The 26199-nt window shown below is 65.1% G+C and carries 21 protein-coding genes and 1 pseudogene; 3 read left to right on the forward strand and 19 right to left on the reverse strand.

Annotated elements, in window-relative coordinates; translation table 11 throughout:
* Window positions 1-71: 71 nt before the first annotated feature.
* Window positions 72-797 (forward strand): fumarate/nitrate reduction transcriptional regulator Fnr, encoded by a 726-nt coding sequence (gene fnr, locus AC1Q7Q_RS16700; protein WP_150990999.1) that lies wholly within the window; start codon window positions 72-74, stop codon window positions 795-797.
* Window positions 798-883: 86 nt separating this feature from the next.
* On the opposite strand, the gene AC1Q7Q_RS16705 is transcribed toward fnr, so the two are convergent.
* From AC1Q7Q_RS16705 to AC1Q7Q_RS16765, 13 genes and pseudogenes are all read right to left on the reverse strand, one after another.
* On the reverse strand, window positions 884-1129 hold the full coding sequence (locus tag AC1Q7Q_RS16705; protein ID WP_253927466.1) for a hypothetical protein: 246 nt from the start codon (window positions 1127-1129) through the stop codon (window positions 884-886).
* Window positions 1130-1131: 2 nt separating this feature from the next.
* Complete coding sequence (locus AC1Q7Q_RS16710; protein WP_043347331.1) at window positions 1132-1350, reverse strand: membrane protein; 219 nt, start codon at window positions 1348-1350, stop codon at window positions 1132-1134.
* Window positions 1351-1417: 67 nt separating this feature from the next.
* On the reverse strand, window positions 1418-2917 hold the full coding sequence (gene ccoG, locus AC1Q7Q_RS16715) for a cytochrome c oxidase accessory protein CcoG (protein ID WP_492372405.1): 1500 nt from the start codon (window positions 2915-2917) through the stop codon (window positions 1418-1420).
* A 55-nt stretch (window positions 2918-2972) separates the two neighbouring features.
* A complete protein-coding gene (gene ccoP, locus AC1Q7Q_RS16720) occupies window positions 2973-3899 on the reverse strand; it encodes a cytochrome-c oxidase, cbb3-type subunit III (RefSeq protein ID WP_492372406.1) in 927 nt (308 codons plus the stop codon).
* Window positions 3900-3995: 96 nt separating this feature from the next.
* Window positions 3996-4130, reverse strand: a pseudogene (locus tag AC1Q7Q_RS16725) (cbb3-type cytochrome oxidase subunit 3); the annotation flags it as partial.
* 3 nt (window positions 4131-4133) lie between these two features.
* The gene (gene ccoO / locus AC1Q7Q_RS16730) at window positions 4134-4811 is read right to left on the reverse strand and encodes a cytochrome-c oxidase, cbb3-type subunit II (protein ID WP_150990991.1); all 678 of its coding nucleotides are present in this window, start codon (window positions 4809-4811) and stop codon (window positions 4134-4136) included.
* 19 nt (window positions 4812-4830) lie between these two features.
* Window positions 4831-6279 (reverse strand): cytochrome-c oxidase, cbb3-type subunit I, encoded by a 1449-nt coding sequence (gene ccoN, locus AC1Q7Q_RS16735; RefSeq protein WP_043347346.1) that lies wholly within the window; start codon window positions 6277-6279, stop codon window positions 4831-4833.
* Between the two features lie 180 nt (window positions 6280-6459).
* Complete coding sequence (ccoS, locus tag AC1Q7Q_RS16740; protein WP_006162067.1) at window positions 6460-6606, reverse strand: cbb3-type cytochrome oxidase assembly protein CcoS; 147 nt, start codon at window positions 6604-6606, stop codon at window positions 6460-6462.
* 4 nt (window positions 6607-6610) lie between these two features.
* Window positions 6611-9169 (reverse strand): heavy metal translocating P-type ATPase, encoded by a 2559-nt coding sequence (locus AC1Q7Q_RS16745; RefSeq protein WP_492372407.1) that lies wholly within the window; start codon window positions 9167-9169, stop codon window positions 6611-6613.
* 108 nt (window positions 9170-9277) lie between these two features.
* Window positions 9278-10375 (reverse strand): cell division protein ZapE, encoded by a 1098-nt coding sequence (gene zapE, locus AC1Q7Q_RS16750; RefSeq protein WP_043347352.1) that lies wholly within the window; start codon window positions 10373-10375, stop codon window positions 9278-9280.
* Between the two features lie 149 nt (window positions 10376-10524).
* Complete coding sequence (gene lpdA / locus AC1Q7Q_RS16755; protein ID WP_492372408.1) at window positions 10525-11961, reverse strand: dihydrolipoyl dehydrogenase; 1437 nt, start codon at window positions 11959-11961, stop codon at window positions 10525-10527.
* 143 nt (window positions 11962-12104) lie between these two features.
* Entirely contained in the window at window positions 12105-13364 is a 1260-nt protein-coding gene (gene odhB, locus AC1Q7Q_RS16760; protein WP_492372409.1) for a 2-oxoglutarate dehydrogenase complex dihydrolipoyllysine-residue succinyltransferase, read from the reverse strand.
* 97 nt (window positions 13365-13461) lie between these two features.
* Window positions 13462-16317, reverse strand: coding sequence for a 2-oxoglutarate dehydrogenase E1 component (locus AC1Q7Q_RS16765; protein WP_174423274.1), 2856 nt, complete (start codon window positions 16315-16317; stop codon window positions 13462-13464).
* A 423-nt stretch (window positions 16318-16740) separates the two neighbouring features.
* Here AC1Q7Q_RS16765 and AC1Q7Q_RS16770 point away from each other — a divergent pair, with 423 nt between their 5' ends.
* Entirely contained in the window at window positions 16741-18402 is a 1662-nt protein-coding gene (locus AC1Q7Q_RS16770) for a SulP family inorganic anion transporter (protein ID WP_492372410.1), read from the forward strand.
* A gap of 28 nt (window positions 18403-18430) precedes the next feature.
* Here the strand turns inward: AC1Q7Q_RS16770 and ugpQ are convergent, their stop codons facing one another.
* From ugpQ to ugpB, 5 genes are all read right to left on the reverse strand, one after another.
* Entirely contained in the window at window positions 18431-19177 is a 747-nt protein-coding gene (gene ugpQ / locus AC1Q7Q_RS16775) for a glycerophosphodiester phosphodiesterase (protein ID WP_492372411.1), read from the reverse strand.
* A 1-nt stretch (window position 19178) separates the two neighbouring features.
* On the reverse strand, window positions 19179-20282 hold the full coding sequence (locus tag AC1Q7Q_RS16780) for a sn-glycerol-3-phosphate import ATP-binding protein UgpC (RefSeq protein WP_492372412.1): 1104 nt from the start codon (window positions 20280-20282) through the stop codon (window positions 19179-19181).
* 66 nt (window positions 20283-20348) lie between these two features.
* Window positions 20349-21197, reverse strand: coding sequence for a sn-glycerol-3-phosphate ABC transporter permease UgpE (gene ugpE / locus AC1Q7Q_RS16785; protein WP_492372413.1), 849 nt, complete (start codon window positions 21195-21197; stop codon window positions 20349-20351).
* 12 nt (window positions 21198-21209) lie between these two features.
* Window positions 21210-22091, reverse strand: coding sequence for a sn-glycerol-3-phosphate ABC transporter permease UgpA (gene ugpA / locus AC1Q7Q_RS16790; RefSeq protein ID WP_174423278.1), 882 nt, complete (start codon window positions 22089-22091; stop codon window positions 21210-21212).
* 124 nt (window positions 22092-22215) lie between these two features.
* The gene (gene ugpB / locus AC1Q7Q_RS16795) at window positions 22216-23532 is read right to left on the reverse strand and encodes a sn-glycerol-3-phosphate ABC transporter substrate-binding protein UgpB (RefSeq protein ID WP_174423279.1); all 1317 of its coding nucleotides are present in this window, start codon (window positions 23530-23532) and stop codon (window positions 22216-22218) included.
* Between the two features lie 176 nt (window positions 23533-23708).
* On the opposite strand from ugpB, the gene AC1Q7Q_RS16800 reads away from it, so the two are divergent.
* The gene (locus AC1Q7Q_RS16800) at window positions 23709-24500 is read left to right on the forward strand and encodes an HAD-IIB family hydrolase (RefSeq protein WP_492372414.1); all 792 of its coding nucleotides are present in this window, start codon (window positions 23709-23711) and stop codon (window positions 24498-24500) included.
* A gap of 86 nt (window positions 24501-24586) precedes the next feature.
* Here AC1Q7Q_RS16800 and ntrC read toward each other — a convergent pair whose 3' ends face one another.
* Window positions 24587-26131, reverse strand: coding sequence for a nitrogen regulation protein NR(I) (gene ntrC / locus AC1Q7Q_RS16805; protein WP_492372415.1), 1545 nt, complete (start codon window positions 26129-26131; stop codon window positions 24587-24589).
* Window positions 26132-26199: the final 68 nt, after the last annotated feature.

Genomic DNA, 26199 nt, shown 5'->3' on the forward strand with positions numbered 1-26199 from the left:
ACGTCAAGCTCTCAACTCAATGCGCCCGCCACATCGCGCTTGACTGACTGCGCTAAACCGACAGGCCCCAATTGCTCACCACCATTCCCATTACCGAGATGTCGCCCCGCTGCTCCACTTGCTCGCTCGGCCAGCTCTGCCTGCCCGTCGGCATGTCGCAGCAGGACCTCGAAAAGATGGATACGCTGGTCCAGGACCGGGTGCGCGTACGCAAGGGCGAAACCCTGTACCGCCTCGGCGATCCTCTCACCGCCGTCTACGCGATCCGCTTCGGCACGCTCAAGACCCACCTGACAATGGAAGACGGCCGCTCGCAGATCACGGGCTTCCACCTTCCCGGCGAAGTCGTCGGCCTCGACGGCCTTGGCGAGATGCAGCATGCGTCGGACGCCACCGCGCTGGAAGATACCGAAGTCTGCGTGGTGCGCTTTGGCGATCTCCAGACGCTGTCCAACGTCCTGCCGTCGCTGCAGCATCAGTTCATGCGCCTGATGAGCAAGGAGATCTCGCAGGACCAGGTCATGTTGATCACGCTCGGATCGATGCGCGCCGAGGAGCGGCTTGCCGCTTTCCTGATCAACCTGTCCGAGCGCTTGTCCGCGCGCGGCTATTCGGCCTCCGAGTTCGTGCTGCGCATGAGCCGCGAGGAAATCGGCAGCTACCTGGGGCTCAAGCTCGAAACCGTCAGCCGCCTGTTCTCGCGCTTTGCGGAAGCCGGCCTGATCCAGATCCGCCAGCGCCACGTCAAGCTGGTCGACATGGTGGGGATCAAGCAGATCGTCAACAAGTCCTGCTGACCTGCACGTCGCGCGCCGCCCTCGCCCGCGGCGGCTCGCCGCGATGCCGCGCCTGCTGGCCTGAACCGGCAAGGCGCGCATCGCAATCACTCCAGCTCGTCCGTGTCCGCCAGCCGCGTGGGCATGGTGTACAGCGTCAAGCCGCTCGACAGCGCGCACAGCACCCACGCGATCAGGAAACCCACGGTGTAGACCGCCTCCCGCGATGCCTCGACCGGCTGGCCGAAGAAGCGCAGGTCGCCGGGATCGACCATGGAGAATACCAGCGCGGTCGTCAGCCCGGCGACCAGGAAAGCGGGCCACAGCACCCACATCAGCCAGCGTAGCCTCATGATCACCTCGCTTGCGCCGCGACCGGCGCTGCCTGGCGTGCCGCGCTGCCCGCCTTCTCAACCACCAGGCCGTGGCGCGCCACCCCTTCCTCAATGGGCGGATCCGGATGGGTCATGGCCAGCCAGATCGTGACCCCGCAGGCCACCATGGCCACGAACGGCCCACTCATCAGCAGCCACGGCCATGGCTCCTTCCACCAGGGATTACTTTGCTGCGTCATCTGGCCTCCTCTAGATCTAGATCGCGTATGTTGCGTACGGATTGGTGCAACCAGCGTCCCTGCCGCCTCATAGATTGCGCGGCACGATAAAGCTGGTGCTCTGTCGAATCTCCGCGCCATGGCTCCCCGCGCCCTCGTCGGGCACCGCGGTCACTGTGACCTCGATCTTGTGCGTGCCCTGCGCCGCGGACTCGATCGGCACGCGCACCCGGATGGGAATCAGGCGATTGGACGTGGGCTCCAGGTTGCCGGCAGCGTGATCATATTCCACGGCCAGGCCCTTGAGCTCATCGCTGCCCGCGCTGACGGCGACGCGCATTGGCGCCTCGGTCGTGTTGATCAGCTGCAGCCGGTACACGTTCTCGATCCAGCGCCCTTCCACTTCCCGCCCCAGCGCGCCGCGGTCGCGGATGATATCGACCTTGAGCGGCGTGCGCATGGCCAGCGAGGCCATGAAGCCGGCGACCAGCGCCAGCCAGATCACCGAGTAGATCACCGTGCGCGGCCGCACCAGGCGCTTGCGCGCCACGGTCTCGGAGAGCGCGCTGCGCATGGCGTTCTCGGACGTATAGCGGATCAGCCCGCGCGGGTAAGCCATCTTGTCCATGACCTGGTTGCAGGCGTCGATACAGGCGCCGCAGCCAATGCAGTCGTATTGCAGGCCATCGCGGATATCGATGCCAGTAGGACAGACCTGCACGCAGATGCTGCAATTCACGCACGAGCCCAGCCCGGCGGCCTTGTGGTCCGCCTTGCGCGAGCGGCTGCCGCGCGGCTCGCCGCGGCCCACGTCATAGGTGACCACATAGGTGTCGCGATCCACCATCACGCTCTGGAAGCGCGCATACGGGCACATGTACTTGCAGACCTGCTCGCGCATGAAGCCGGCGTTGCCCCAGGTGGCAAACGAGTAAAACAGCATCCAGAACGTCTGCCACGGACCCAGCGAGAGGCTCAGCACCTGCGCGCCGAGCGTGCGAATGGGCGAGAAATAGCCGACGAAGGTAAAGCCCGTCCATAGCGCGATCACGATCCAGAGCGTGTGCTTGGTGGCCTTCAGGCGCAGCTTGCGCACGCTCCAAGGATCGCCGTCCAGGCGGATGCGGGCAAAGCGGTCGCCTTCCACATGCCGCTCGATCCACATGAAGATCTCGGTGTACACCGTCTGCGGACAAGCGTAGCCGCAAAACAGCCGCCCCGCGATCGCCGTGAAGAGAAACAGCGACACCGCGGAGATCACCAGCAGCACGGCAAGGTAGATCACGTCCTGGGGCCACAGCACCAGGCCAAAGATATAGAACTTGCGCGCGCCGAGATCGAACAACATGGCCTGGCGGCCATTCCACTGCAGCCAGGGCATGCCATAGAAGAACAGCTGGGTCAGGACCACCATCCAGACCCGCCAGCTCGAGAACGCACCCGACACCGAGCGCGGATAGATCTTGCGGCGGACTTCGTACAGGGTCTCGTCCGACGTTTCCGCGTCCGCCGAATCAGGCGTGGGCGCTCGCAGCGGCGCCCACGCGGCCCCGTTCCTTTCAAGCGGCTCCGGTCCGGGGGCGTTCATGGGCGAACACCCCCGCCGCGGTGCGGGCCCGGCTGACAAGCATAAGCGCAGTGGCTCATTGCTTCGCCCCCTCGCCTGCGCCGCCGGTGTTGGACAGGCCCCAGACATAGGCCGTCAACATGCGGATACGCTCCGGCGTGAGGATTTCCTCGTGCGCCGGCATATGGTTGTTGTGGCCCTTCAGGATGGCGTCGACGATGTTCGCCTCCGAGCTGCCGTACAGCCACACGCGGTCCGACAGGTTAGGCGCGCCAAGCGCCTGGTTGCCCTTGCCGGTGGAGCCATGGCAGGCCGCGCAGGTGGACTTGAACGTGCTCTCGCCGCGCGAGGCGCGGATCGGGTCGTAAGACAGGCCGGACAGCGAGCGCACGTATTGCGCCACGTCGCCAGCGAGCTTGCCGTCGATGGTCGAGGCGAACGACGGCATCACGCCGTTGCGGCCCTTGGTAATGGTCTGCGTGATGGTCTCGGGCTCCCCGCCGTACAGCCAGTCGTTGTCGGTCAGGTTGGGAAAGCCGCGGCTGCCGCGCGCATCGGAGCCGTGGCATTGCGCGCAGTAGTTGAGAAACAGGCGTTGCCCGATCTCGCGCGCCGCCGGGTCGGCCGCCACCTGCTTGACGTCCATCTGCATGTACTTGCCATAGACCTCGCGCTGCAGTTGTTCGGCCGCCTGGCGGTGCGCCTCCAGCTCAACCCGGCTGGAGGTCTTGAGCACGCCGGCGTAGGAACCCAGGCCGGGGTACAGCACCAGGTAACCCAGGCCAAAGATGCATGCCAGCAGGAACATCCACATCCACCAGCGTGGCAGCGGGTTGTTCAGCTCGCGCAGGTCGCCGTCCCACACGTGGCCGGTGTCCTCGGGCGCACCCACAATCTTGGTGACCTTGCGCTGGGAAAACAGCAGCCACACGCACCAGACGATGCCGACCAGCGCGATGGCGGCAATGTAGTAGCTCCAGAAATCCGTGAAGAAGTCGCTCATGACTCAGTGTTCCTGCTTGGTGTTGTTTGCGCCGCCGGCATGACGCGCGACGCGGTGGCCGGCATCGGGCCTGGCGTCTTGGCGTGCGGCCAGCGGCTCGTCGGGCAAGGCGAACGGCAGCATGGCCGACTCCTGGTTGGCGGCCTTGCGCCCTGACGACCAGGCCCACCAGCAGATGGCAATGAAGGCAGCCATCGAGACCACGGTGGAAAACGCGGTGATCATTGCCATGGCTTACTCCTTGGCCGGCGTGGCCGCGGGCTGCGCGGCAGCCGCGGTATCGACACGCACATTGCGCTTGGCGATGCCAAGCTCCTGCAGGTAGGCGACCATCGCGTCTTCCTCGGTCTTGCCGGCCAGCGTGGCAGGCGCCTGCTCAATCTCGGCGTCGGTGTACGGCACGCCGAGACGGCGCAGCGCACGCATGCGGTCGCGGACATCGTTGGTCTGCAACGGCGTTTTCTCCAGCCACGGGTAGGACGGCATCACCGATTCGGGCACCACGTCGCGCGGATTGCGCAAGTGGATGCGCTGCCAGTCATCGGAGTAGCGTCCGCCCACGCGCGCCAGGTCGGGACCGGTACGCTTGGAGCCCCACAGGAAGGGATGGTCGTAGACCGATTCGCCCGCCGTGGAGTAGTGGCCATAGCGCTCGACATCGCCTTGCAAGGTGCGCACCTGCTGCGAATGGCAGCCCACGCAGCCCTCGCGGATATAGATATCGCGGCCCATCAGGCGCAGCGCGGAGTACGGCTTGATACCCGCGTCGGGCTCGGTGGTGGAGTGCTGGAAGAACAGCGGCACGATCTGGACGAGCCCGGCGATGCTGACCACCAGGATGGTACAGATGATCAGCCACCCGATATTCTTCTCCAGGGTCTCGTGCGTAAAGAAGCTTCGTTTTTCGGACATCGTTTCTATCCTGGAATGATCAATGGGCGGAGGCGGAAACGCTGGTCGGGATCAGTGCATCCACGGCAGGCTTGCCGATGATGGTCCTGGCCACGTTGTATGCCATCAGCAGCATGCCTGAGAGGAAGCACAAGCCACCCAGCAAGCGGATCAGGTAGAACGGGTACTTGGCCTTGACCGCTTCCACGAAGGCGTAGGTCAGCGTGCCGTCGGGCTGGGTGGCGCGCCACATCAGGCCCTCCATCACACCGGCAATCCACATCGAGGCGATGTACAGCACCACGCCGATGGTAGCGATCCAGAAATGCAGCTCGATCAGGCGCACGCTGTACATCTCCTTCTCGCCAAAGAGCCGCGGGATCAGGTAGTAGAGCGAACCGATCGAGATCATCGCGACCCAGCCCAGCGCGCCGGAGTGCACGTGGCCAATGGTCCAGTCCGTGTAGTGCGACAGCGCGTTGACGGTCTTGATCGACATCATCGAGCCCTCGAAGGTCGCCATGCCGTAGAACGACAGCGCCACCACCAGGAACTTGAGGATGGGATCGGTGCGCAGCTTGTGCCAGGCACCCGACAAGGTCATGATGCCGTTGATCATGCCGCCCCACGAAGGCGCCAGCAGGATCAGCGAGAACACCATGCCGAGCGATTGCGCCCAGTCCGGCAGCGAGGTGAACTGCAGGTGGTGGGGACCAGCCCACATATAGGTGAAGTTGAGCGCCCAGAAGTGAACGATCGACAGGCGGTAGGAATAGATCGGGCGGCCGGCCTGCTTGGGGATGAAGTAATACATCATGCCCAGGAAGCTGGTGGTCAGGAAGAAGCCCACCGCGTTATGGCCGTACCACCACTGCACCATGGCGTCCTGCACGCCGGCATACGCCGAGTAGGACTTCCACATGCCCACCGGCATCTCGGCGTTGTTGACGAGATGCAGGATGGCGATGGTCAGGATGTACGCGCCGAAGAACCAGTTGGCCACGTAGATATGGCGGGTCTTGCGCTTCATGATGGTGCCGAAGAACACGATGGCATAAGCCACCCAGACCAGCGTGATCAGGATGTCGATCGGCCATTCGAGCTCGGCGTATTCCTTCGAGCTGGTGATGCCCAGCGGCAGCGTGATGACCGCGGCCACGATCACCAGTTGCCAGCCCCAGAACGTGAAGGCCGCCAGCGGGCCGCAGAACAGCCGCGCCTGGCAGGTGCGCTGCACGATGTAGTACGAAGTAGCGAACAGCGCGCTGCCGCCGAAGGCGAAGATGACCGCATTGGTGTGCAGCGGGCGCAAGCGTCCGAACGACAGCCATGGCGTGTTGAAATTAAGCTCCGGCCAGATCAACTGTGCCGCGAGCAGAACGCCTACGGCCATACCGACAATCCCCCAGACTACCGTCATGACGGCAAACTGCCGCACAACGCCGTAATTGAAGGTGTCGGCGCGAGAATACGCGGCGGTGACAGCCATTCAGACCCCCAGATTGGATAAACATGAATTGATGTTGTGACTGTAGGAAAAGCGCGCGCAAGCTGTCTTGATCTGTATCAAGCGCACCGGAAAGCATGGGAACTCAGGTGCAACGGCGTCTCACATCCGCACACACGGCAACGCGGCCGCGCACGGGCACGGCCGCATTGCCGTGATCACTCAGGGCTTATCGTTGTCGAGCAGAATGGCCTCGCCGGGCCGGTCGAGGTCGTCGTATTGCCCGGCGTGCAGCGCCCACCAGAGCGCGCCGGCGATCACCGCGACCAGCACCAGACTCATCGGCACCAGCAGGTAGAGCATGTCCATGGCGTCAATCTCCGGGCTTGCCGGCGCGCAGCAGGCGCCAGGCGTTGGCTACCACCAGCAGCGACGACACCGACATGCCGATGCCCGCCATCCAGGCGGTGACATAGCCGGTTGCCGCCAGCGGAATGGCGATCACGTTATAGGCAAAGGCCCAGGCGAGGTTCTGGCGCACCACACTGCGCGCACGGCGGGCCATCTTGAGCGCGTTCGCGATCTCCGCCACGCGGCCATGGGTCAGCACCGCGTCGGCGCCGGCCTGCGCCAGCGGCGCGCCGCTGCCGATGGCGATCGAGACTTGCGCCTGCGCCAGCACCGGCGCGTCGTTGATGCCGTCGCCCACCGCCAGCACCACGGCGCCGCCGCGCTGCAGGCGCGCCACGTACTCGCGCTTGCCTTCGGGCGTGACACCGCCCTCGCGGCGCGGGATCTGGAAATGATCGGCCCACCAGCCGACGGTGGCCGGCGTATCGCCCGAGACGAGATGGCAGGTCACGCCGAGCGCGCGCAACTCGCTGAGCAAGCGCGCGGATTGCTCACGCGCCACATCGGCCAACTCGAACACCGCCAGCGCACCGGCGGCGCTGCCCAGCCATACCAGCGTGGCGCCGCGGCGCTCGCTGCCGGCAAGTTCTGCGTGCCAGCTGGCGGCGCTGCCGTGCTCGCACAGCGCCTCCACGAACTCGCGCCGGCCAAGGCGGTAACGCTGCCCATCCAGATCGGCTTCAAGGCCCTGCCCCGGCACGTTGCGCATGCCGTCGATGGCGAGCGTCTCGTGTGCAAGGCCTTGGGCTTGCGCGGCGTCGACGATGCCGCGCGCGATCGGGTGCTCGCCGGAGCGTTCCATGGCCGCGGCCAGGCGCAGGCAGGTAGCGGCATCGGCATCGCCGCTGGACTGCGTGCGCACCAGTGCGAAACGCCCCTGCGTGAGCGTGCCGGTCTTGTCGAGCATCACGTCCGTGACGCTGGCCAGGGTCTCCAGCGCGTGGCCGCGCGTGAGCAGCAAGCCGCGGCGCGACAACGCGGCCCCGGCCGCGGCCAGCGCCGCCGGCGTGGCCAGCGAGAGCGCGCACGGGCAACTCACCACCAGCACCGCCACCGTCACAAGCAACGCGCGCGCGGGATCGATCCAGGCCCACCAGACGGCGCCGGTGACGGCCGCCAGCACCAGCAAGATGGCGACGAACCAGCCCGCCACGCGGTCGGCCACGGTGGCAAGGCGCGGCTTCTCGGCCAGCGCGCGGTCCAGCACGGCGACGATCTCCGCCAGCCGGGTGCCCGCCCCTACCTTGGCCACGCGCAACTCAAGCGGGCTCGCGGTGTTGAAGCAACCTGCCAGCACGGGATCCCCGATGCTGCGCGGCACCGGCCGGCTCTCGCCGGTCAGCATGGATTCATCGAGCTCGCTTGCGCCGGCGATCACCGTGGCATCGGCGGGTACCACCTCGCCCGCCTTGACGCGGATCAGGTCGCCAGCGCGCAGGCGTGCCACCGGCACCCGCTCGCCCGCGCCGCCCTCGGCACGCAGGCGCTCGCAGGTGGCGGGCAACTGCCGCGCCAGCATCTCGGCACCACTGCGCGATGCCTGGCGCACGCGCAGCTCCAGGTAGCGCGCCAGCAGCAAGAACGCGACAAACATGGTGACGGAATCGAAGTACACCTCGCCGGTGCCGCGTAGCGTCGCCACGGTGCTGGCGATAAAGCCCGCCCCCACGCCCAGCGCCACCGGCACATCCATGCCCAGGTGGCGCTGCCGCAGCCCACGCCACGCCCCAGCGAAGATCGGCGAGGCCGAGTACAGCACCACAGGCAAGGTCAGCACCAGGCTGGCCCAGCGCATCAGCTGCAACTGGCCCGGATCGATGGTGGCTTCATGGGTATAGATGGGCCATGCGTACATCATCACCTGCATCATGCCGAGCATGGCCACCGCCATGCGCATCAGCAGGCCACGGCGCGCATGACGGTCCTGCCGGTCCGAGCGCGAAACCTCGAACGGCCACGCCAGGTAGCCGATCCCCGCCAGCGCAGCGAGCAAGGCGGAGACCGGCTGCTCGGCCGCGCGCCAGCGCACCACCACGCGGCGCGTGGCCACGTTGGCGATCACCGATTCCACACCGGGCAGGCTGCCCAGGTGCTGCTCGATCAGCCAGGCGCAGGCGGCGCAGCGGATATTCTCCGGCGCCAGCGTGATCTCGGCCCGACGTTCGTCCAGCGGGCGCACGAACTGGGCCCGTAACTCCTCGGTGTCGTAGGCGGCCCAGACAGGCTCGGCCTCGCGCCGCGCCGCGTCGTCGATCGGCCGGGCAAAGCGGGCCTGGTCGCCATAGAGATGGCCGAACCCGGCTGCGTGCAGTGTCTGCGCCAGGGCCTGGCAGCCACCGCAGCAAAACGCCTGTTCTTCGCCGTCGATGCTGGCATGCAAGGGCGGCTCGCCGGCCACGAGCGGCTGTCCGCAGTGGAAGCAGCCCGCACGCCCGGCGGCCGCAGGCACGCCGCTTGCGCGTGCAGGCGGCGGATTGGGCAGGGACCGGGCGGAATAGGCTGGGGCTGGGGAAGTCGGCATCGGGACTCTTTTTTACCATCTGCATGGTAAGAGTCCCGGTGGCAAGCCGCCTTGATACAGATCAAGCGGGTGGCCAGACGGCGCACGGCGCGCCGCCTGCGCAGGGCATCAGGTCAGAGAGGTGTCGACCGTACGGCGCGGCGCTTCCAGGTATTCGCGCGACTGCATCTCGATGATGCGCGACACCGTGCGGCTGAACTCGTTGGCCATCTGGCCTTCGGTGTAGAGTTCATCCGCCGGCACTTCCGCCGAGATCAGCAGCTTGACCTTGTGGTCGTAGAACACGTCGATCAGCCAGGTGAAACGGCGTGCCTCCGACGACATGCGCGGCGTCATCCTGGGCACGTCGGAGAGGATCACCGTGTGGAACTCGGTGGCGAGCTCCAGGTAGTCGTTCTGCGAGCGCGGGCCACCGCACAGCGTATTGAAATCGAACCAGACCACCCCGCCCGCCTTGCGCAGCGCGCGCAGTTCGCGGTGCTCGATATGCAGGATGGGGGATTCGTCGGCCACGCCGGCAATACCGGTAAAGGCATGGCGCAGGGCCGAGCTGGCCTCGGGTCCCAGCGGCGTGTGATACGCCTCCACCTGTTCCAGCGCACGCTTGCGGTAGTCGATGCCGGCATCGACATTGAGCACGTCGAGCTTGTGCTGCAGCAGCGCGATGGCCGGCAGCACGCGATCCCGGTGCAAGCCGTCCGGGTACAACAGGTCCGGCCGGTAGTTCGACGTCATCACGAACTGCACGCCATTCTCGAACATCTGCTGCAGCAGGCGGTGCAGGATCATCGCATCGGCCACGTCGCTGACATGGAACTCATCAAAGCAAATCAGGCGGAACCGCCGCGCGATGCGCTTGGCCAGTTCGTCCAGCGGATCCGGGCGCCCGCGCAGCTCTTCGAGCTGGCGATGCACCTCGCGCATGAATTCGTGGAAATGCAGCCGAGTCTTGCGCACCACCGGTACGCAGGTATAGAAGCTGTCCATCAGGAAGGACTTGCCGCGGCCTACCCCGCCCCACAGGTACACGCCCTTGGGCACGTCCGGGTGCACCAGCAGCTTTTTCAGCGTGCTGTTGCGCCGGCTCTTGTAGGCCACCCACTCGTCATAGCATTGCTGCAGGCGCTCGACGGCGCGCAACTGCGCGGGGTCGGTGGTGTAGCCACGTTGCTTCAGTTCCTGCTCGTAGTACTCACGGACGTTCATGCTGACTGCTTGCGCTGGATGCCGGGAGGCGCCGGCTTGAATGAGGATCGGGGCGCGTGACAGGGCAATCTGCCCCTGCCGCCCCGAAAGCGAAAACGGCGCGCCGCTGGAGCGGCGCGCCGGTACACAACAATACGAAGGCTTATGCCTTACATATTGAGCTGGCGCTTGTCGACAGCGAGTGCGGCTTCGCGCATGACTTCCGACATCGACGGATGCGGGTGGCAGGTGCGGCCGATGTCTTCGCTGGCAGCCTTGAACTCCATCGCCACCACGGCTTCGGCGATCAGGTCCGACGCGTTCGCGGCAACCACATGCACGCCCAGGATCTCATCGGTCTTGGCATCGGCCAGCATCTTGACGAAGCCATCCGAATGACCCATGCCCAGTGCACGGCCGTTGGCCATGAACGGGAACTGGCCGGACTTGTACTCGCGGCCTTCGGCCTTGAGCTGCTGCTCGGTCTTGCCCACCCATGCGATTTCCGGGAAGGTGTAGATCACCCACGGAATGCAGTTGTAGTCGATGTGCGGCTTCTGGCCGGCGATGCGCTCGGCAACCGCCACACCTTCGTCCTCTGCCTTGTGGGCCAGCATCGGGCCACGCACCACGTCGCCGATGGCCCACAGGCCCGGCACCTTGGTCGCGCAGTGGTCATCCACCTCGATGAAGCCGCGCTGGTCGGCCGCCAGGCCGATGGCGTCGAGGCCGAGGTTGTCGGTGTTGGGCACGCGGCCAACCGACACGATCAGGCGATCGACTTCCAGGGTCTGGGCAGCGCCGTCCTTGTCGGTGTAGCTGACGGTGACGTTATCCTTGCCGGTCTTGACTTCATTGACCTTCACGCCCAGGCTGAACTTCAGGCCTTGCTTGGTCAGCAGCTTCTGCGCTTCCTTGGCCACGCCTTCGTCGGCGGCGCCCAGGAACGACGGCAGCGCTTCCAGCACGGTCACTTCGGCACCCAGGCGGCGCCACACGGAACCCAGCTCGAGGCCGATCACGCCAGCGCCGATCACGCCCAGCTTCTTCGGCACGCCGGCGAACTTGAGCGCGCCTTCGTTATCGCTGACCAGCACGTTGTCCACCGCGATACCCGGCAGGTGACGCGCCTTGGAACCCGTAGCGACGATGACCTGCTTGGCCGTCACGACTTCGGTACCTGCCTTGCCGGCGATCTCGACCTGGAAGCCCTCGGCGGTCTTGCCGACGAACTTGCCGTAGCCCTTGAGCAGCGTGACCTTGTTCTTGCGGAACAGGAACTCGATGCCCTTGGTCATCTTGCCGACGATATCGTCCTTGCGCTTGAGCATCTTGGCCACGTCGACCTTGACATCGCCAACCGTGATGCCGTGGTCGCCCAGGTGATGCTGTACGTTCTCGAACTCTTCCGAGGATGCCAGCAATGCCTTGGAGGGGATGCAACCCACGTTCAGGCAGGTGCCGCCCAGGCGCGGTTCGTCCTTGGGATCGTCGTAGGCATTGCCTTCGCAGCAGGCCACATTCAGGCCCAGCTGGCCGGCACGAATGGCGGCGATGTAGCCGCCGGGGCCGGCACCGATCACCAGCACGTCGAATTGTTTGCTCATGGAGATTCCTTTTGCAGCCACGGCGGGGCAACGTCGCCCGCCAGGCCGCTTTCAACTCTTCGGTCCGTCATGCCCGCCAGCGCCGCACCCGATGACAGGCGCGGCGGAGGAAATGCGGGCAAGACCTCAGGCTTTGCAGATGATTACAGGTCCAGCAGCAGGCGTGCCGGATCTTCCAGCGCGTCCTTCATGGCGACCAGGCCCAGGACGGCTTCGCGGCCGTCGATGATGCGGTGGTCGTAGGACATGGCGAGGTAGTTCATCGGACGGATCACGATCTGGCCGTCTTCCACCACCGGGCGGTCCTTGGTGGCGTGCACGCCCAGGATCGCGGATTGCGGCGGGTTGATGATCGGCGTCGACAGCATCGAGCCGAAGGTACCGCCGTTGGAGATCGAGAACGTACCACCGGTCAGCTCTTCCAGCGACAGCTTGCCGTCGCGGGCCTTGGCGCCGAATTCAGCGATCTTCTTTTCGATGTCGGCCAGGCTCATCTGGTCGGCGTTGCGCAGGATAGGCACCACCAGGCCACGCGGCGAGCCCACCGCGATACCGATGTCGAAGTAGCCGTGATAGACGATGTCGTTGCCGTCGATCGATGCGTTGATCAGCGGGAACTTCTTCAGCGCGTGAACCGCGGCCTTGACGAAGAAGGACATGAAGCCCAGCTTCACGCCGTGCTCCTTCTCGAAGCGGTCCTTGTACTTGTTACGCAGGTCCATCACCGGCTTCATGTTCACTTCATTGAAGGTGGTGAGGATGGCGTTGGTGCTTTGCGATTGCAGCAGGCGCTCGGCGATACGGGCGCGCAGGCGGCTCATCGGCACGCGTTCTTCCGGGCGGTCGCCCAGGGCGGCGAAGTCCATCGGGGCGGAAACCTGCTGCAGCGCCGGCTTGGCAGCGGCCGGAGCCGGTGCTGCCTTGGCGGCCGGTGCGGGAGCGGGTGCGGCGGTCGCGGCCAGCACGTCACCCTTGGTGATGCGGCCATCCTTTCCCGTGCCTGCAACCTGGCCAGCGGACAGGCCGCCTTCGGCCATCAGCTTGGCTGCCGAAGGCATGGCCACGGCGCCGGCTGCTGCCGGAGCGGCCGCGGCCGCGGCGGCCGGGGCAGCGGCAGCGGGTGCCGGTGCGGCAGCGGCGGGAGCGACGGCGCCAGCGGTGGCTTCAGTGTCGATCTTGGCGATCACTTCGTCGGCAACCACGGTGTCGCCGTCGTTGCGGATGATCTGCGACAGCACGCCAGCTGACGGGGCCGGCACTTCGAGCACGACTTTGTCAGTCTCGATTTCAATCAGGATTTCGTCTTGGGCAACAGCTTCGCCCGGCTTCTTCTTCCAGTTCAGCATGGTTGCTTCTGCAACCGATTCAGAGAGTTGCGGAACCTTGACGTCAACAATAGCCATGGTTGGAATTTCCTTGATGTATTCGTTTTTGCTTAAGGCAGGTGGCAAAAAACATGGCGGTGCGCGCTCTTCGCGCGCGCCGCCATGCTGGCCACGATCATTTGGTCAGGACAAAGCCCTTGAGCTTGGAGAACGCCGCATCCAGCAGCGCCTTTTGTTGCTCGTTGTGCTTGGCGTAGTAGCCCACCGCCGGCGATGCCGAGGCGGGACGACCCGCGTAACCGAGCTTCTGGCCCTCCGCCATGTTTTCCATGATGAAGTGCTGGACGAAGAACCAGGCACCCTGGTTCTGCGGCTCGTCCTGGCACCACACGATTTCGTTGGCGTTCGGGTACTTCTTCAGCTCGGCTGCCACTGCCTTGTGCGGGAACGGATACAGCTGTTCCATGCGGATGACGGCCGTGTCGGTAGCGCCGCGTTCCTTGCGGGTGTTGACCAGGTCGTAGTAGACCTTGCCCGAGCACATGATCACGCGCTTGACCTTGCTGGCGTTCAGTTCTTCGTGATCGGGGATGACCGTCTCGAAGTGACCCTTGGCCAGGTCGGACAGCGGCGAGACCGCTTCCTTGTTACGCAGCAGCGACTTCGGCGTCATGATCACCAGCGGCTTGCGGAACAGACGGATCATCTGGCGGCGCAGCAGGTGGAAGATCTGGGCCGGGGTGGTCGGCTGGCAGACTTGCATGTTGTGGTCCGCGCACAGCTGCAGGAAGCGCTCGATGCGCGCCGAGCTGTGTTCCGGGCCCTGGCCTTCGTAGCCGTGCGGCAGCATCAGGGTCAGGCCCGAGGCGCGGCCCCACTTCACTTCGCCGGAGGAGATGAACTGGTCGATCACCACCTGGGCGCCGTTGACGAAGTCGCCGAACTGGGCTTCCCAGATCACGAGTGCGTTCGGCTCAGCGGTGGAGAAGCCGTATTCAAAGCCGAGCACAGCCTCTTCCGACAGCACCGAGTCGATCACCGTGAACGGTGCCTGGTTTTCCGACACGTTCTGCAGGGGCACGTAGCTGCCGGCATCCCAGCGCTCGCGGTTCTGGTCGTGCAGCACCGAGTGGCGGTGGGTAAAGGTGCCACGGCCGGCGTCCTGGCCGGTGATGCGCACCGGGTAGCCCGAAGCCACCAGCGAGGCGAAGGCCAGATGCTCGCCCATGCCCCAGTCCAGCGGCTGGTCGCCGCGGCCCATGTTGGCGCGATCCTTCACCACCTTCTCGACCAGCGGATGCAGCTTGAGGTGTTCGGGAATGCTGGTAATGCGTTCGGCCAGGCGCTTGAGCTCGGTCACCGGCACGGCGGTGTCGGCGGCGTCGGTCCACTTGCGGTTCAGGAACGGCATCCAGTCCACGGCGAACTTGTTCTTGAAGTTCGACAGGACGGGGTCGACCGTGTGCTTGCCCGCGTCCATCGCGGCACGGTATTCCTTGACCAGCTGGTCGCCGAAGTCGGCAGCCACCAGGTTCTGCGCGGTCAGCTTGTCAGCGTACAGCTTGCGCGTGCCCGGGTGCTGGGCGATCTTCTTGTACATCAGCGGCTGGGTAACGGCCGGCGTGTCCTGCTCGTTGTGGCCCAGCTTGCGGAAGCAGATGATGTCGACCACGACATCCTTCTTGAACTCCATGCGGAAGTCCACGGCCAATTGCATGGCGAACACCACGGCTTCGGGATCGTCGCCGTTGACGTGCAGCACCGGTGCCTCGATCATCTTGACGACGTCGGTGCAATACAGCGTGGAACGCGAGTCGCGCGGGTCCGAGGTGGTGAAGCCGATCTGGTTGTTGATCACGATGTGCATCGTGCCGCCCGTGCCGTAGCCGCGGGTCTGCGCCAGGTTCAGCGTTTCCATCACCACGCCCTGGCCTGCGAATGCCGCGTCGCCGTGCACTTGCACCGGCAGCACTTCCGCATGGCCTGCGGGCTCGCCGCGGCGTTCCTGGCGGGCCTTGACCGAGCCCTCGACGACCGGGTTGACGATTTCCAGGTGGGACGGGTTGAAGGCGAGCGACAGGTGGACCGGGCCGCCTTCGGTGGAGACGTCGCTGGAGAAGCCCTTGTGGTACTTCACGTCGCCTGCCGGCAGGTCATCGACGTGCTTGCCTTCGAACTCGGCGAACAGGTCAGCCGGCATCTTGCCCAGCGTATTGACCAGCACATTCAGGCGGCCGCGGTGGGCCATGCCGATCACGATTTCCTGCACGCCCTTGCTGCCGCTGTGCTGGATCAGTTCGTCCATGGCAGCGATGAAGCTTTCGCCGCCTTCCAGCGAGAAGCGCTTCTGGCCAACGTACTTGGTGTGGAGGAAGCGCTCCAGGCCTTCAGCCGCGGTCAGGCGGTCGAGCACGTGCTTCTTCTTTTCGAGGGTGAACACCGGCTTGGAACGCGTGGTTTCCAGGCGCTCTTGCCACCAGCGCTTTTGCGCCTGGTCGCTGATGTACATGAACTCGGCGCCGATGCTGCTGCAGTACGTTTCGCGCAGGTTGTTGAGCAGCTCGCGCAGGCTCATCGATTCCTTGCCGAAATACGTATTGCTGGCGTTGAAGACGATGTCGAGATCGCTTTCGGAGAAGCCGTAGAACGCGGGGTCGAGGTCTGGCAGGGGCGGACGCTCCTGGCGCTTGAGCGGATCCAGGTCTGCCCAGTGCGAACCGATGTTGCGGTAGGCGGCGATCAGCTGCGTGGCAGCGACGCGCTTGCGCCCCATATCGGAGTCGGCCGAGGCAACAATAGTCTTGATCGGACCCGCCTTGGCACGCTCAGCGAACGAGGCGACGATGGGAGCGTGGGGGATATCGCGGGCGTTGGAGCCATCGACAGCCGGCACGTTCTGCATCGCGTCGAAGTACGCGCGCCAGTTATCGGGAACCGAGGAGGGATTTTCGAGGTAGGCCTCGTACAGCTCTTCTACATAGGGGGCATTGCCGCCGAAGAGGTACGAATTGCTCTGATACTGCTGCATCATGGGGCGCTCACTATTATCCGGGAATGCCGGAATAAAGCGGGTTCATCAACCTTCCGCGACACGGCTTGACCGGTTAGCGGATTGCAAACAACTCTTTCTGGGCAGCAACTGAAACACATTAAATGCATCATTATGCAAACGGCACCGCAGCGGGTGCCGATCTGTTCAGTCGCCCTGAAAGGGTCAGTTGTGCGTGGAAGGACCTAAGTCTTCACTCGCATAAGAATAGCACGTTTGCCGCGTGAGCCGAGGGAATTTTGCCGTAACGCGCGCGGGCCGATCCGCAGTGTTGCGAAGCGGCCAAGACCGCATCCCGAGGGAGATGACGAAACCCGTGCGTTCGATAGCATGGAGCCGTAAACCAAAGGAGCGATCCGTGCATCTCTTGCCACACCCGCCGCGGGCCAGCGCCCGGCCCCGCCAATGATGCCCACTCCCACTGCCGACGCCTCGGCGCCGGGCGCCGCTTCCGCCACATGGCGTGCGGACCTGGTGGCCGGCCTGGCCATCGCCGGACTGCTGCTGCCCGAGGCCGTGGCCTATTCCGGCATTGCCGGGCTTCCGCCGCAAGCCGGCGTGATCGCGCTGTTCGCAGGCCTGCTGGTCTACGGCCTGCTTGGCAGTAGCCGCTTTGCCATCGTTTCAGCCACGTCATCGTCTGCCGCGGTGCTGCTGGCAGCCACCACGGCTGCCGCCGAGGGCGACGCCGGACTGCGCATTGCGCTCGGCGCCGGCGTGATCCTGCTGGCTGGGGTGCTGTTCCTGCTGGCGTCGCTGGCGCACCTGGGGGCGATCTCCAACCTGATCGCCAAGCCGGTGCTGCGTGGCTTCGCGCTGGGACTGGCGCTGACCATCGTGCTCAAGCAATGCCCGAAGGTCCTGGACGTGCATCCGGCGCACGGCGACTTCCTGCGCCTGGCTTGGGAACTGCTCGCCAGCTGGCGCCACTGGAACCTGGCAGGCGCGGCGGTGGCGCTGGTTGCGCTGGCGCTACTGCACGTGTTCGCTCGCTGGCGCGCCATGCCGGGCGCGCTACTGGTCATCGCCACCGGCATCATGCTCGACCTCAGCGGCTGGACCCAGGCACATGGCGTGGCAGCCGTCGGCAACATCGCCCTGCAGTTCTCCGCGCCCCGGGTGCCGGACCTAAGCACGTCCGACTGGATGCGGGTGGGCGAACTGGCCGCCGCGCTGGCCCTGATCCTGTACGCTGAGAGCTACGGCTCGATCCGCACCTTTGCCATGCGCCACGGCGACATCGTCTCGCCCAACCGCGACCTGGCAGCGCTGGGGCTGGCCAACCTCGCTTCGGGGTTGTTCCAGGGCATGCCGGTGGGCGCGGGTTTTTCCGGCACATCGGCTAACGAAGCAGCCGGCGCGCAAAGCCGCCGTGCCGGCTTGATTGCGGGTGCCGTGGTCTTTGCCGCGGTATGCACCCTGCTCCCCTGGATCTCGCACACGCCAGAACCGGTACTCGCGGCCATCGTGATCCGCGCGGTCGGGCACAGCCTAAACCCGGGCAGCCTCAAGCCTTATTTCGACTGGCGGCGCGACCGCCTGGTCGCGGTGACCGCCTTTGCCGGCGTGCTGTTGCTGGGCGTGCTGCATGGGCTGCTGCTGGCAATCGGGGTCAGCCTGGCGATGCTGCTGCAGCGCTTGTCGCGCCCGCAGGTGAGCTGGCTGGGGCGTTGGGCCGATGGCCACGACTTCGTCGACACGGCGCGCCACCCCGAGGCCACCGCGCCCAAGGGACTGCTGATCGCGCGCCCGGAGGTACCGCTTTTCTTCGGCAACGTCGATAGCGTGCTGGGCACCGTGCGCCAGGCGCTGGCGCGCGAGCATCCCCAGTACGGCCTGATACTCAGCCTGGAAGAATCGTCGGACCTCGACGGCACTGCCCTTGAAGCCTTGGGCGAACTGGCGGTGTTCGCGAAGGCCCACGGCATGCCGCTACGGCTCGCGCGGGTCAAGGACGAGGTGCGCGACCTGCTGGCGCATGCGCGCAACCCCGCCCTGCCCGAGGAAATATGGCGCGGCTGGAGCGTGGACGATGCGGTGCGCGAAGCGTTGGCGCAGCCTGCATGAACAGGCCGCGCCGGCACCACCGGGCGGACTAGCCCTGACGCGGTGCGATCAGGTCGACCGCGTCGGTAATCAGTGTGTCCAGCCCCCAAGTCAGCAGTTCCGTCGCGCGCACCGGGTCATTGACGGTATAGCAGGCCACCCGGAAACCGGCCGCATGGGCCGCCTGGATGACCTCGGCGGTAAGCTCGCGATGGTTGGCATCGAGCGCCACGCAGTCCAGCCGGCGCAGCCGCTCCAGCCAGTCGGGCGGCAGCTTGTCCAGCAGCAGCGCGCGCGGCAGGCCAGGCGCGGCCTTGCGGGCCGCTTCCAGCGACTCTTCCGAGAATGACGACAGCAGCGGCAGCACATCGCTGCCGGCCCACAGTGCCTGCGCGTCGAGGGCTACCGCCGCGCCGGTGCGCCATTCCGCGCCGGGCACGGGCTTGATCTCGATATTGACGAAGAAGCCGTTGGCACGGGTATAGCGAGCAATCGCCGCCAGCGTGGGCACTGGTTCGCCGGCATAGGCAGGGCTGTGCCAGCTGCCCGCGTCCAGCATGGCGATCTCGCCCAGCGTCAGCGCATCGGCCCGCCCCTGGCCGTTGGTGGTGCGGTCCAGCGTGGCGTCGTGCAGCAGCACCGGGCGTCCGTCGCCCGACAGCTTCACGTCGAACTCGAACATGCGGTAGCCAAACGATGCCCCGTGGCGGAATGCCGCCAGGGTGTTCTCGGGTGCGAGCTTGCCCGCGCCACGATGGGCGACATGGCGCGGATAGGGCCAGGCGGCTAGGGTCATGTCAGGCCTCGATGCGCTTGCCGGAATCGGCGTCGAAGAAATGCAGGTGCTCGGCCGTGGCCGTGATCGGCAGGCGATCGCCGCTGCGCACAGGCATATTGCTGTCCAGCCGCACCACTACCGGCTGGCCGCCCAGTGTGCCATACGCATAGGAGTCGGCGCCAAGCGCCTCGACCAGGCGGACCTCGATCTCGGCGATCGCCTCATGCGCCGCACACGGCTCGATATGCTCCGGACGCAGGCCGAGCAGCGCGCGCTCGGGCAGGTGCAGGCCCATTGGCAGGTGGCCGAGGGTGGCGGGTGCGCCTTGGGCACCCGGCTTCCGCTCCACGCGCATCTGCGCTTCGCCCTGCCCGCCATTGGTCCGCGCCACCGGAACCAGATTCATCGGCGGCGAGCCGATAAAGCTGGCCACGAAGGTACTGGCCGGGCGTGCATAGACTTCCAGCGGCGTGCCGATCTGCTCCACGCGCCCGCCATTGAGCACCATCATGCGGTCCGCCAGCGTCATGGCTTCGACCTGATCGTGGGTCACATACATGCTGGTGGTGCGCAGGCGGCGGTGCAACTCCTTCAACTCCAGGCGCATCTGCACGCGCAGCTTGGCGTCGAGGTTGGACAGCGGCTCGTCGAACAGGAACACGGCAGGCTCACGCACGATCGCGCGGCCCATGGCCACACGCTGGCGCTGGCCGCCCGACAGCGCGCGCGGCTTGCGCTCGAGCAGCGGCGCCAGCTCCAGGATGCCGGCGGCGTGCTTGACGCGCTGCTCGATCTCGCTCTTGTCCATGCCGCGGATCTTCAGCCCGTAGGCCATGTTGTCGTACACGCTCATATGCGGGTAGAGCGCGTAGTTCTGGAACACCATGGCGATGTCCCGCTCGGCGGGCTCGAGGTGATTGACGACCTTGTCGCCAATATGCACCTCGCCACCGCTGATGGCCTCCAGCCCGGCCACCATGCGCAGCAGCGTGGATTTGCCGCAACCCGAGGGGCCGACGATGACGATGAACTCGCCGTCGTTGATTTCCATATCGATGCCGTGCACAACCTTGACGTTGCCGGCGTAAGTCTTCTGTACGTTGCGAAGCGACAGTTTTGCCATTGCTATTCTTTCTCGCTGGGCAAGCGTGGCGGGCGCGTCATCCTATGAGCGCCCCGCCCCGCCCGCTTATTTTTCGGTTTCGACCAGGCCCTTGACGAACCACTTCTGCATCAGCACCACCACGATCGCGGGCGGCACCATGGCCAGCATCACGGTGGCCATCACCAGGTTCCAGTCGGTCGCGGCATCCCCGGAGCGGGAGATCATCTGCGTGACCCCCACCACCACCGGCGTCATCGACTTCTGCGTGGTGATCAGGAGCGGCCACAGGTACTGGTTCCAGCCGTAGATGAACTGGATCACAAAGAGCGCCGCGATGCTGGTCTTGGACAGCGGCAGCACCACGTCCTTGAAGAAGCGCAGCGGCCCCGCGCCGTCGATGCGCGCGGCCTCGGCCAGCTCATCCGGAATGGTCAGGAAGAACTGGCGGAACAGGAAGGTCGCGGTTGCCGAGGCGATGATCGGGATGGTCAGGCCGAAGTAGCTGTCCAGCATGCCGAGATCGGACACCACCTTGTAGGTCGGCAGGATCCGCACTTCCACCGGCAGCATCAGCGTGATGAAGATCATCCAGAAGAAGGTCTTGCGCAGCGGGAACTTGAAGTACACCACCGCGAAAGCCGAGATGATCGAGATCGTGATCTTGCCCAGCGCGATGCCCAGCGCCATGATCAAGCTGTTCAACATCATGGTGGAGACAGGCGAGGCGGCATTGCCCACGCCGGCTACCAGCACGGTGCGATAGTTCTCCAGAAAATGGCTGCCCGGCAGCAGCGTCATCGGTGCCTGCAGCACCTCCTCGGCGGTCAGCGTCGAGGCAACAAACGTGACATAGACGGGGAAAGCCACTACCACTACGCCCAGCACCAGCATCAGGTGCGAGAGAAAATCTAGAAAGGGTCGTCGTTCTACCATTTTGCCAATCCTTCAGTACTGCACCTTGCGTTCCACGTAGCGGAACTGCACCACCGTGAGAACAATCACGATCCCCATCAGCACAACCGACTGCGCGGCCGAGCCGCCGATATCGAGTCCGCGGAAGCCATCCTGGTAGACCTTGTAGACCAGCGTATTGGTAGCGTTGACGGGGCCGCCATGGGTCACCGCGTCGATAATGGCAAAGGTGTCGAAGAAGGCGTACACCACGTTGATCACCATCAGGAAGAACGTGGTCGGCGACAGTAACGGGAATATGATCGACCAGAACCGGCGCCAAGGCCCCGCGCCATCGATGGCGGCTGCCTCGATCAGCGATTTAGGGATGCTCTGCAAGCCGGCCAGGAAGAACAGGAAGTTGTAGCTGATCTGCTTCCACGCTGCAATCAGCACCACGAGCAGCATGGCCTGGTTGCTATTGAGCAGGAAGTTCCAGTCCACACCGAACCGATGCAGCGCGTAGGACACCACGCCCAGCGTCGGGTTGAACATGAACATCCACAGCACGCCCGCCACCGCCGGCGCCACGGCATACGGCCAGATCAGCAGCATCTTGTAGCCACTGGCGCCCCGCACCACGCGATCGGCGAAGTAGGCAAGCATCAGCGAGACCGTCAGCCCGACCAGCGTCACCCCGACGGCGAACACCCCCGTGACGCGAAACGAGTTCAGGTACTGCGCATCACTGAACAGATCGCGGAAGTTCTCCAGGCCGACGAACTGGAGATCAATACCGAAGGCATCCTGCCGCAGCACAGACTGGTACAGCGCCTGCCCGGCCGGCCAAAAAAAGAAGATCAGCGTCACCGCCATCTGCGGAAGCACCAGCAGATAAGGCAACCATGAAGATCGGAATACGACCCGTTTTTCCATCACGCATCCAAGCCACCGCTATGCGCGGCGCGTCATCAGTCATAGCCAGTGCGGCGAGGCTGCCGCACAAACCAAAGACGGAGGCACAGCCTCCGCCTCCCAAACACTCAAGAAGCCGCAGCGCTTATTCGCGGACCGTCTTCTGGAAACGCTCCAGCAATTCATTGCCGCGCGCAACCGCCGAATCCAGTGCTTCCTTAGGTTGCTTCTTGCCGGTCCACACCGCTTCGAGCTCTTCGTCGATCACCGTACGGATCTGTGGGAAGTTGCCCAGGCGGATGCCTCGCGACTTGTCGGTGGTCTTGACAATCATCTGCTTGACCGCCACGTCCGCGCCGGGGTTCTTCTCATAGAAGCCCGATTTCTTGGTGAGTTCGTAGGCTGCCGTCGTCACCGGCAGGTAGCCGGTCGACTGGTGCCAGTCGGCCTGCACCTCGGGGCGTGACAGATAGGTGAAGAACTTGGCTACGCCCTTGTATTCCTCGGCCTTCTTGCCGCCCATCACCCACAACGAAGCCCCGCCGATGATGGTGTTTTGCGGAGCGCCCGGCACGCCTTGCTCGTACGGCAGCTGCGCCACGGTGAAATCGAACTTGGCGTTCTTGCGGATATTCGCCAGCGCCGCCGAGGAACCGGTCAGCATCGCGCACTGGCCGGCAATAAACTTCGCCTTCGGCTCGTCCTTGCGGCCGCCATAGACAAAGTAGCCCTTCTGCTGCATGTCGAGCAGGTTGGCAATATGCTTGACGTGCAGCGGCGAATTGAACACCAGGCGCGCGCCCGTGCCACCGAAGCCATTGTTCTCGGTGGCGAACAAGACGTTGTGCCAGGCCGAGAAGCTTTCCAGCTGCACCCACGACTGCCAGTCGGTGGTGTAACCGCAAGAGATGCCGGCAGCCTTGAGCTTGGCGGAATCGGTGGCCACCTCTTGCCAGGTCACGGGCGGCTTGTTCGGATCCAGCCCGGCCTTCTTGAAGGCGTCCTTGTTGTAGTACATCACCGTGGTGGAGCTATTGAACGGGAACGACAGCATCTCACCCTTGTTCGAGGTGTAGTAGCCAGCCACCGCCGGGATGTACATCTTGGCGTCGAACTTCTCGCCAGCGTCCTTCATGACCGTCGCCACCGGCTTGATGGCACCCTTGGCGCTCATCATGGTAGCCGTGCCCACCTCGAATACCTGCAGGATCGCCGGCGCGTTGCCCGAGCGGAAGGCAGCGATGCCCGCGGCCAGCGACTCGTCGTACTGGCCCTTGTAGATCGGTACGATCTTGTAGTCGGACTGGCTGGCATTGAACTGCGTGGCGATCGCGTTCACCTTCTCGTTGAGCGCACCTTCCATCGAATGCCACCACTGGATCTCGACGGCGGCATTGGCCGATCCTGCGCCGGCCAGCATGGCAAAAGCGGCCAGGGTCAACGCGGTACGTTTTACGGTCATGGAAATCTCTCCTGTTCTATCTTGCGGCATTGGACAAAAATCGTCCGACTGTATGCAGTTTTTGTGACAGGCGGATGTTACCCCGCCTTGTTGGATTGGAAAACCGGGCATTTCTACTAAATTACAATAATATGACAACGATTTATCGGCAGCTTGACAGGGTAGAATCTCGCGCTATGCAAGCCATACAAAGCCTTCCCGCCCCGGCGTTGCGCCGGATTCGCGGCGTACTGACCGATATCGACGGCACCATCACCACCGACGGCAGGCTGCCGGCGGCCACCTACCTGGCGCTCGACCGCCTCAAGGCAGCCGGGCTGCACGTGATCCCGGTCACGGGACGCTGCATCGCCTGGGCCGAGATCCTGACGCGGTTATGGCCGGTGGACGCCATCATCGGCGAAAACGGTGCGTTCTACTCCCACCTGCGCGCGGGCAAGCTGGTGACCCGTTACCTGGACGACGCCGCCACCCGAGCCGACAACCTGGCGCGCATCCACGCGCTTGGCAAACGCATCGTGCAAGAGGTGCCAGGCTGCGCGCTGGCCTCGGACCAGGCCTGGCACGCCGCCGACCTGGCCGTCGACCACGCCGAGGACGTCGCGCCCCTGCCGCCCGCCGCGGTCGAGCGCATTGCCGGGCTGATGCGCGAAGCGGGCATGACCGCCACGGTCTCGTCCATTCACGTCAATGGCTGGTTCGGTGATCACGACAAGCTCAGCATGAGCCGTTTGTGCGCCGCGGAATTACTGGGCGCCGACCTGGATGCCGAACGGGAGGAATGGCTGTTTATCGGCGACTCAGCGAACGACGCCAGCATGTTTGCTCATTTCCCGCTGTCGGTCGGGGTGGCCAACATCCGCGACATCCTGCCTCAGCTGCCAGCCAAGCCGGCCTATATCACCGAGGCGGCCTGCGGCGAGGGCTTTGCGGAAATGGCCGAACTTCTGCTGGCCGCGCGCGGCTGACCTGCCAAGAGCGCGCCGACAATAAAAAAACAGCCGGGCAAGCCCGGCTGTTTTTTTATGCGCTGCAACGACGGCCATGACCCGATTCAATCGAAGCCCAGCTCCTGCAGCTTGCGCGTGATGGTATTGCGGCCGATGCCCAGGCGCGTGGCCGCCTCGACGCGGCGCCCGCGGGTAACGCCCAGCGCAGCCTCCAGCACTGCCTTCTCGAAACGCCGCGTCAGCGCATCCATGACTTCCGGCTGGCCGGACTCCAGCATGGCGCGGGCCTCCCCCGCCAGCAGGTGCTCCCAGCCGGCCAGCGCGCTGGCCGCGGCCGAGCGGCCGGCGTAAGCCAGCGCGGCGTCTGGCTCCCCACCCAGGGTGGAAGGCGCAGCGCCGTAGTCGACGGCGTCATGGCCGTCGGCATCGTCCGCCCTGCCCTCTGCCCGGAACTCCGCCTGGCGCGCCGCGCCGGCACCGCCGCCCGGCGCCGTGCCGGTGCCGATCATCTCGGCTGGCATGTCCTTGACCTCGATGGTCTGCGCGGGCGCCATCACGGTCAGCCAGTTGCACAGGTTCTCCAGCTGACGCACGTTGCCAGGGAACGGCAGTGTGCTGACATAGGCCAGGGCCTCGTCCGACATGCGCTTGGGCTCCACGCCCAGTTCCTTGGCACTCTTTTGCAGGAAATGACGCGCCAGCAGCGTGATGTCTTCCGGCCGTTCGCGCAGCGGCGGCAAGCGCAGGCGGATCACGTTGAGGCGGTGGAACAAGTCCTCGCGGAACAGCCCTTCCTTGACGCGCGTTTCCAGGTTCTGGTGGGTGGCGGCAATCACGCGCACGTTAGCGCGCAGCGGATTGTGGCCACCCACGCGGTAGAAGTTGCCATCCGACAGCACACGCAGCAGGCGCGTTTGCAAGTCGAACGGCATGTCGCCGATTTCGTCGAGGAACAGCGTGCCGCCCTCGGCCTGCTCGAAGCGGCCGCGGCGCATGGTCTGCGCGCCGGTAAAGGCGCCGCGCTCATGGCCGAACAGCTCCGACTCCAGCAAGTCCTTCGGAATGGCCGCGGTATTGAGGGCGATAAAGGGCCCGTTGGCGCGCGGGCTGTGCTTGTGCAGCGCTTGCGCCACCAGTTCCTTGCCGGTACCGGACTCGCCGGTGATCAGCACTGTCACGTTCGATTGCGACAGGCGGCCGATGGCGCGGAACACGTCCTGCATGGCCGGCGCCTGGCCGAGGATTTCGGGCGCGTCGACCAGGCGGTCTTCGAGCTCCTCCTCGCGCAGGCTTTCCTGCAGCGCGCGGCGAATCAGCTCGACCGCCTTATCCACATCGAAGGGCTTGGCCAGGTACTCGAAGGCGCCGCCCTGGAAGGCCGCTACCGCGCTATCCAGGTCGGAGTATGCCGTCATCACGATGACGGGCAGCCCCGGATGGCGTGCCTTGAGCGCTTGCAGCAGGTCCAGGCCCGAGCCACCCGGCATGCGGATATCGGAGATCAGGACCTGTGGCTCGTCGTCTTCCAGTGCGGCCAGTACGTCGCGCACGTTGGTGAAGCTGCGTGAGAGCAGGCTTTCGCGGGCGAGGGCCTTCTCAAGAACCCAGCGGATTGATTGATCGTCGTCGACTATCCAGATCGGCTTCATGTGCGTCGCTTGTCTGCTCGGTGTCATTTGGTCTTCCGTGAACCTGGCCGCACACCGCCGGCAAGCCG

The sequence above is a fragment of the Cupriavidus sp. GW823-FHT07A04 genome, from assembly GCF_058794615.1.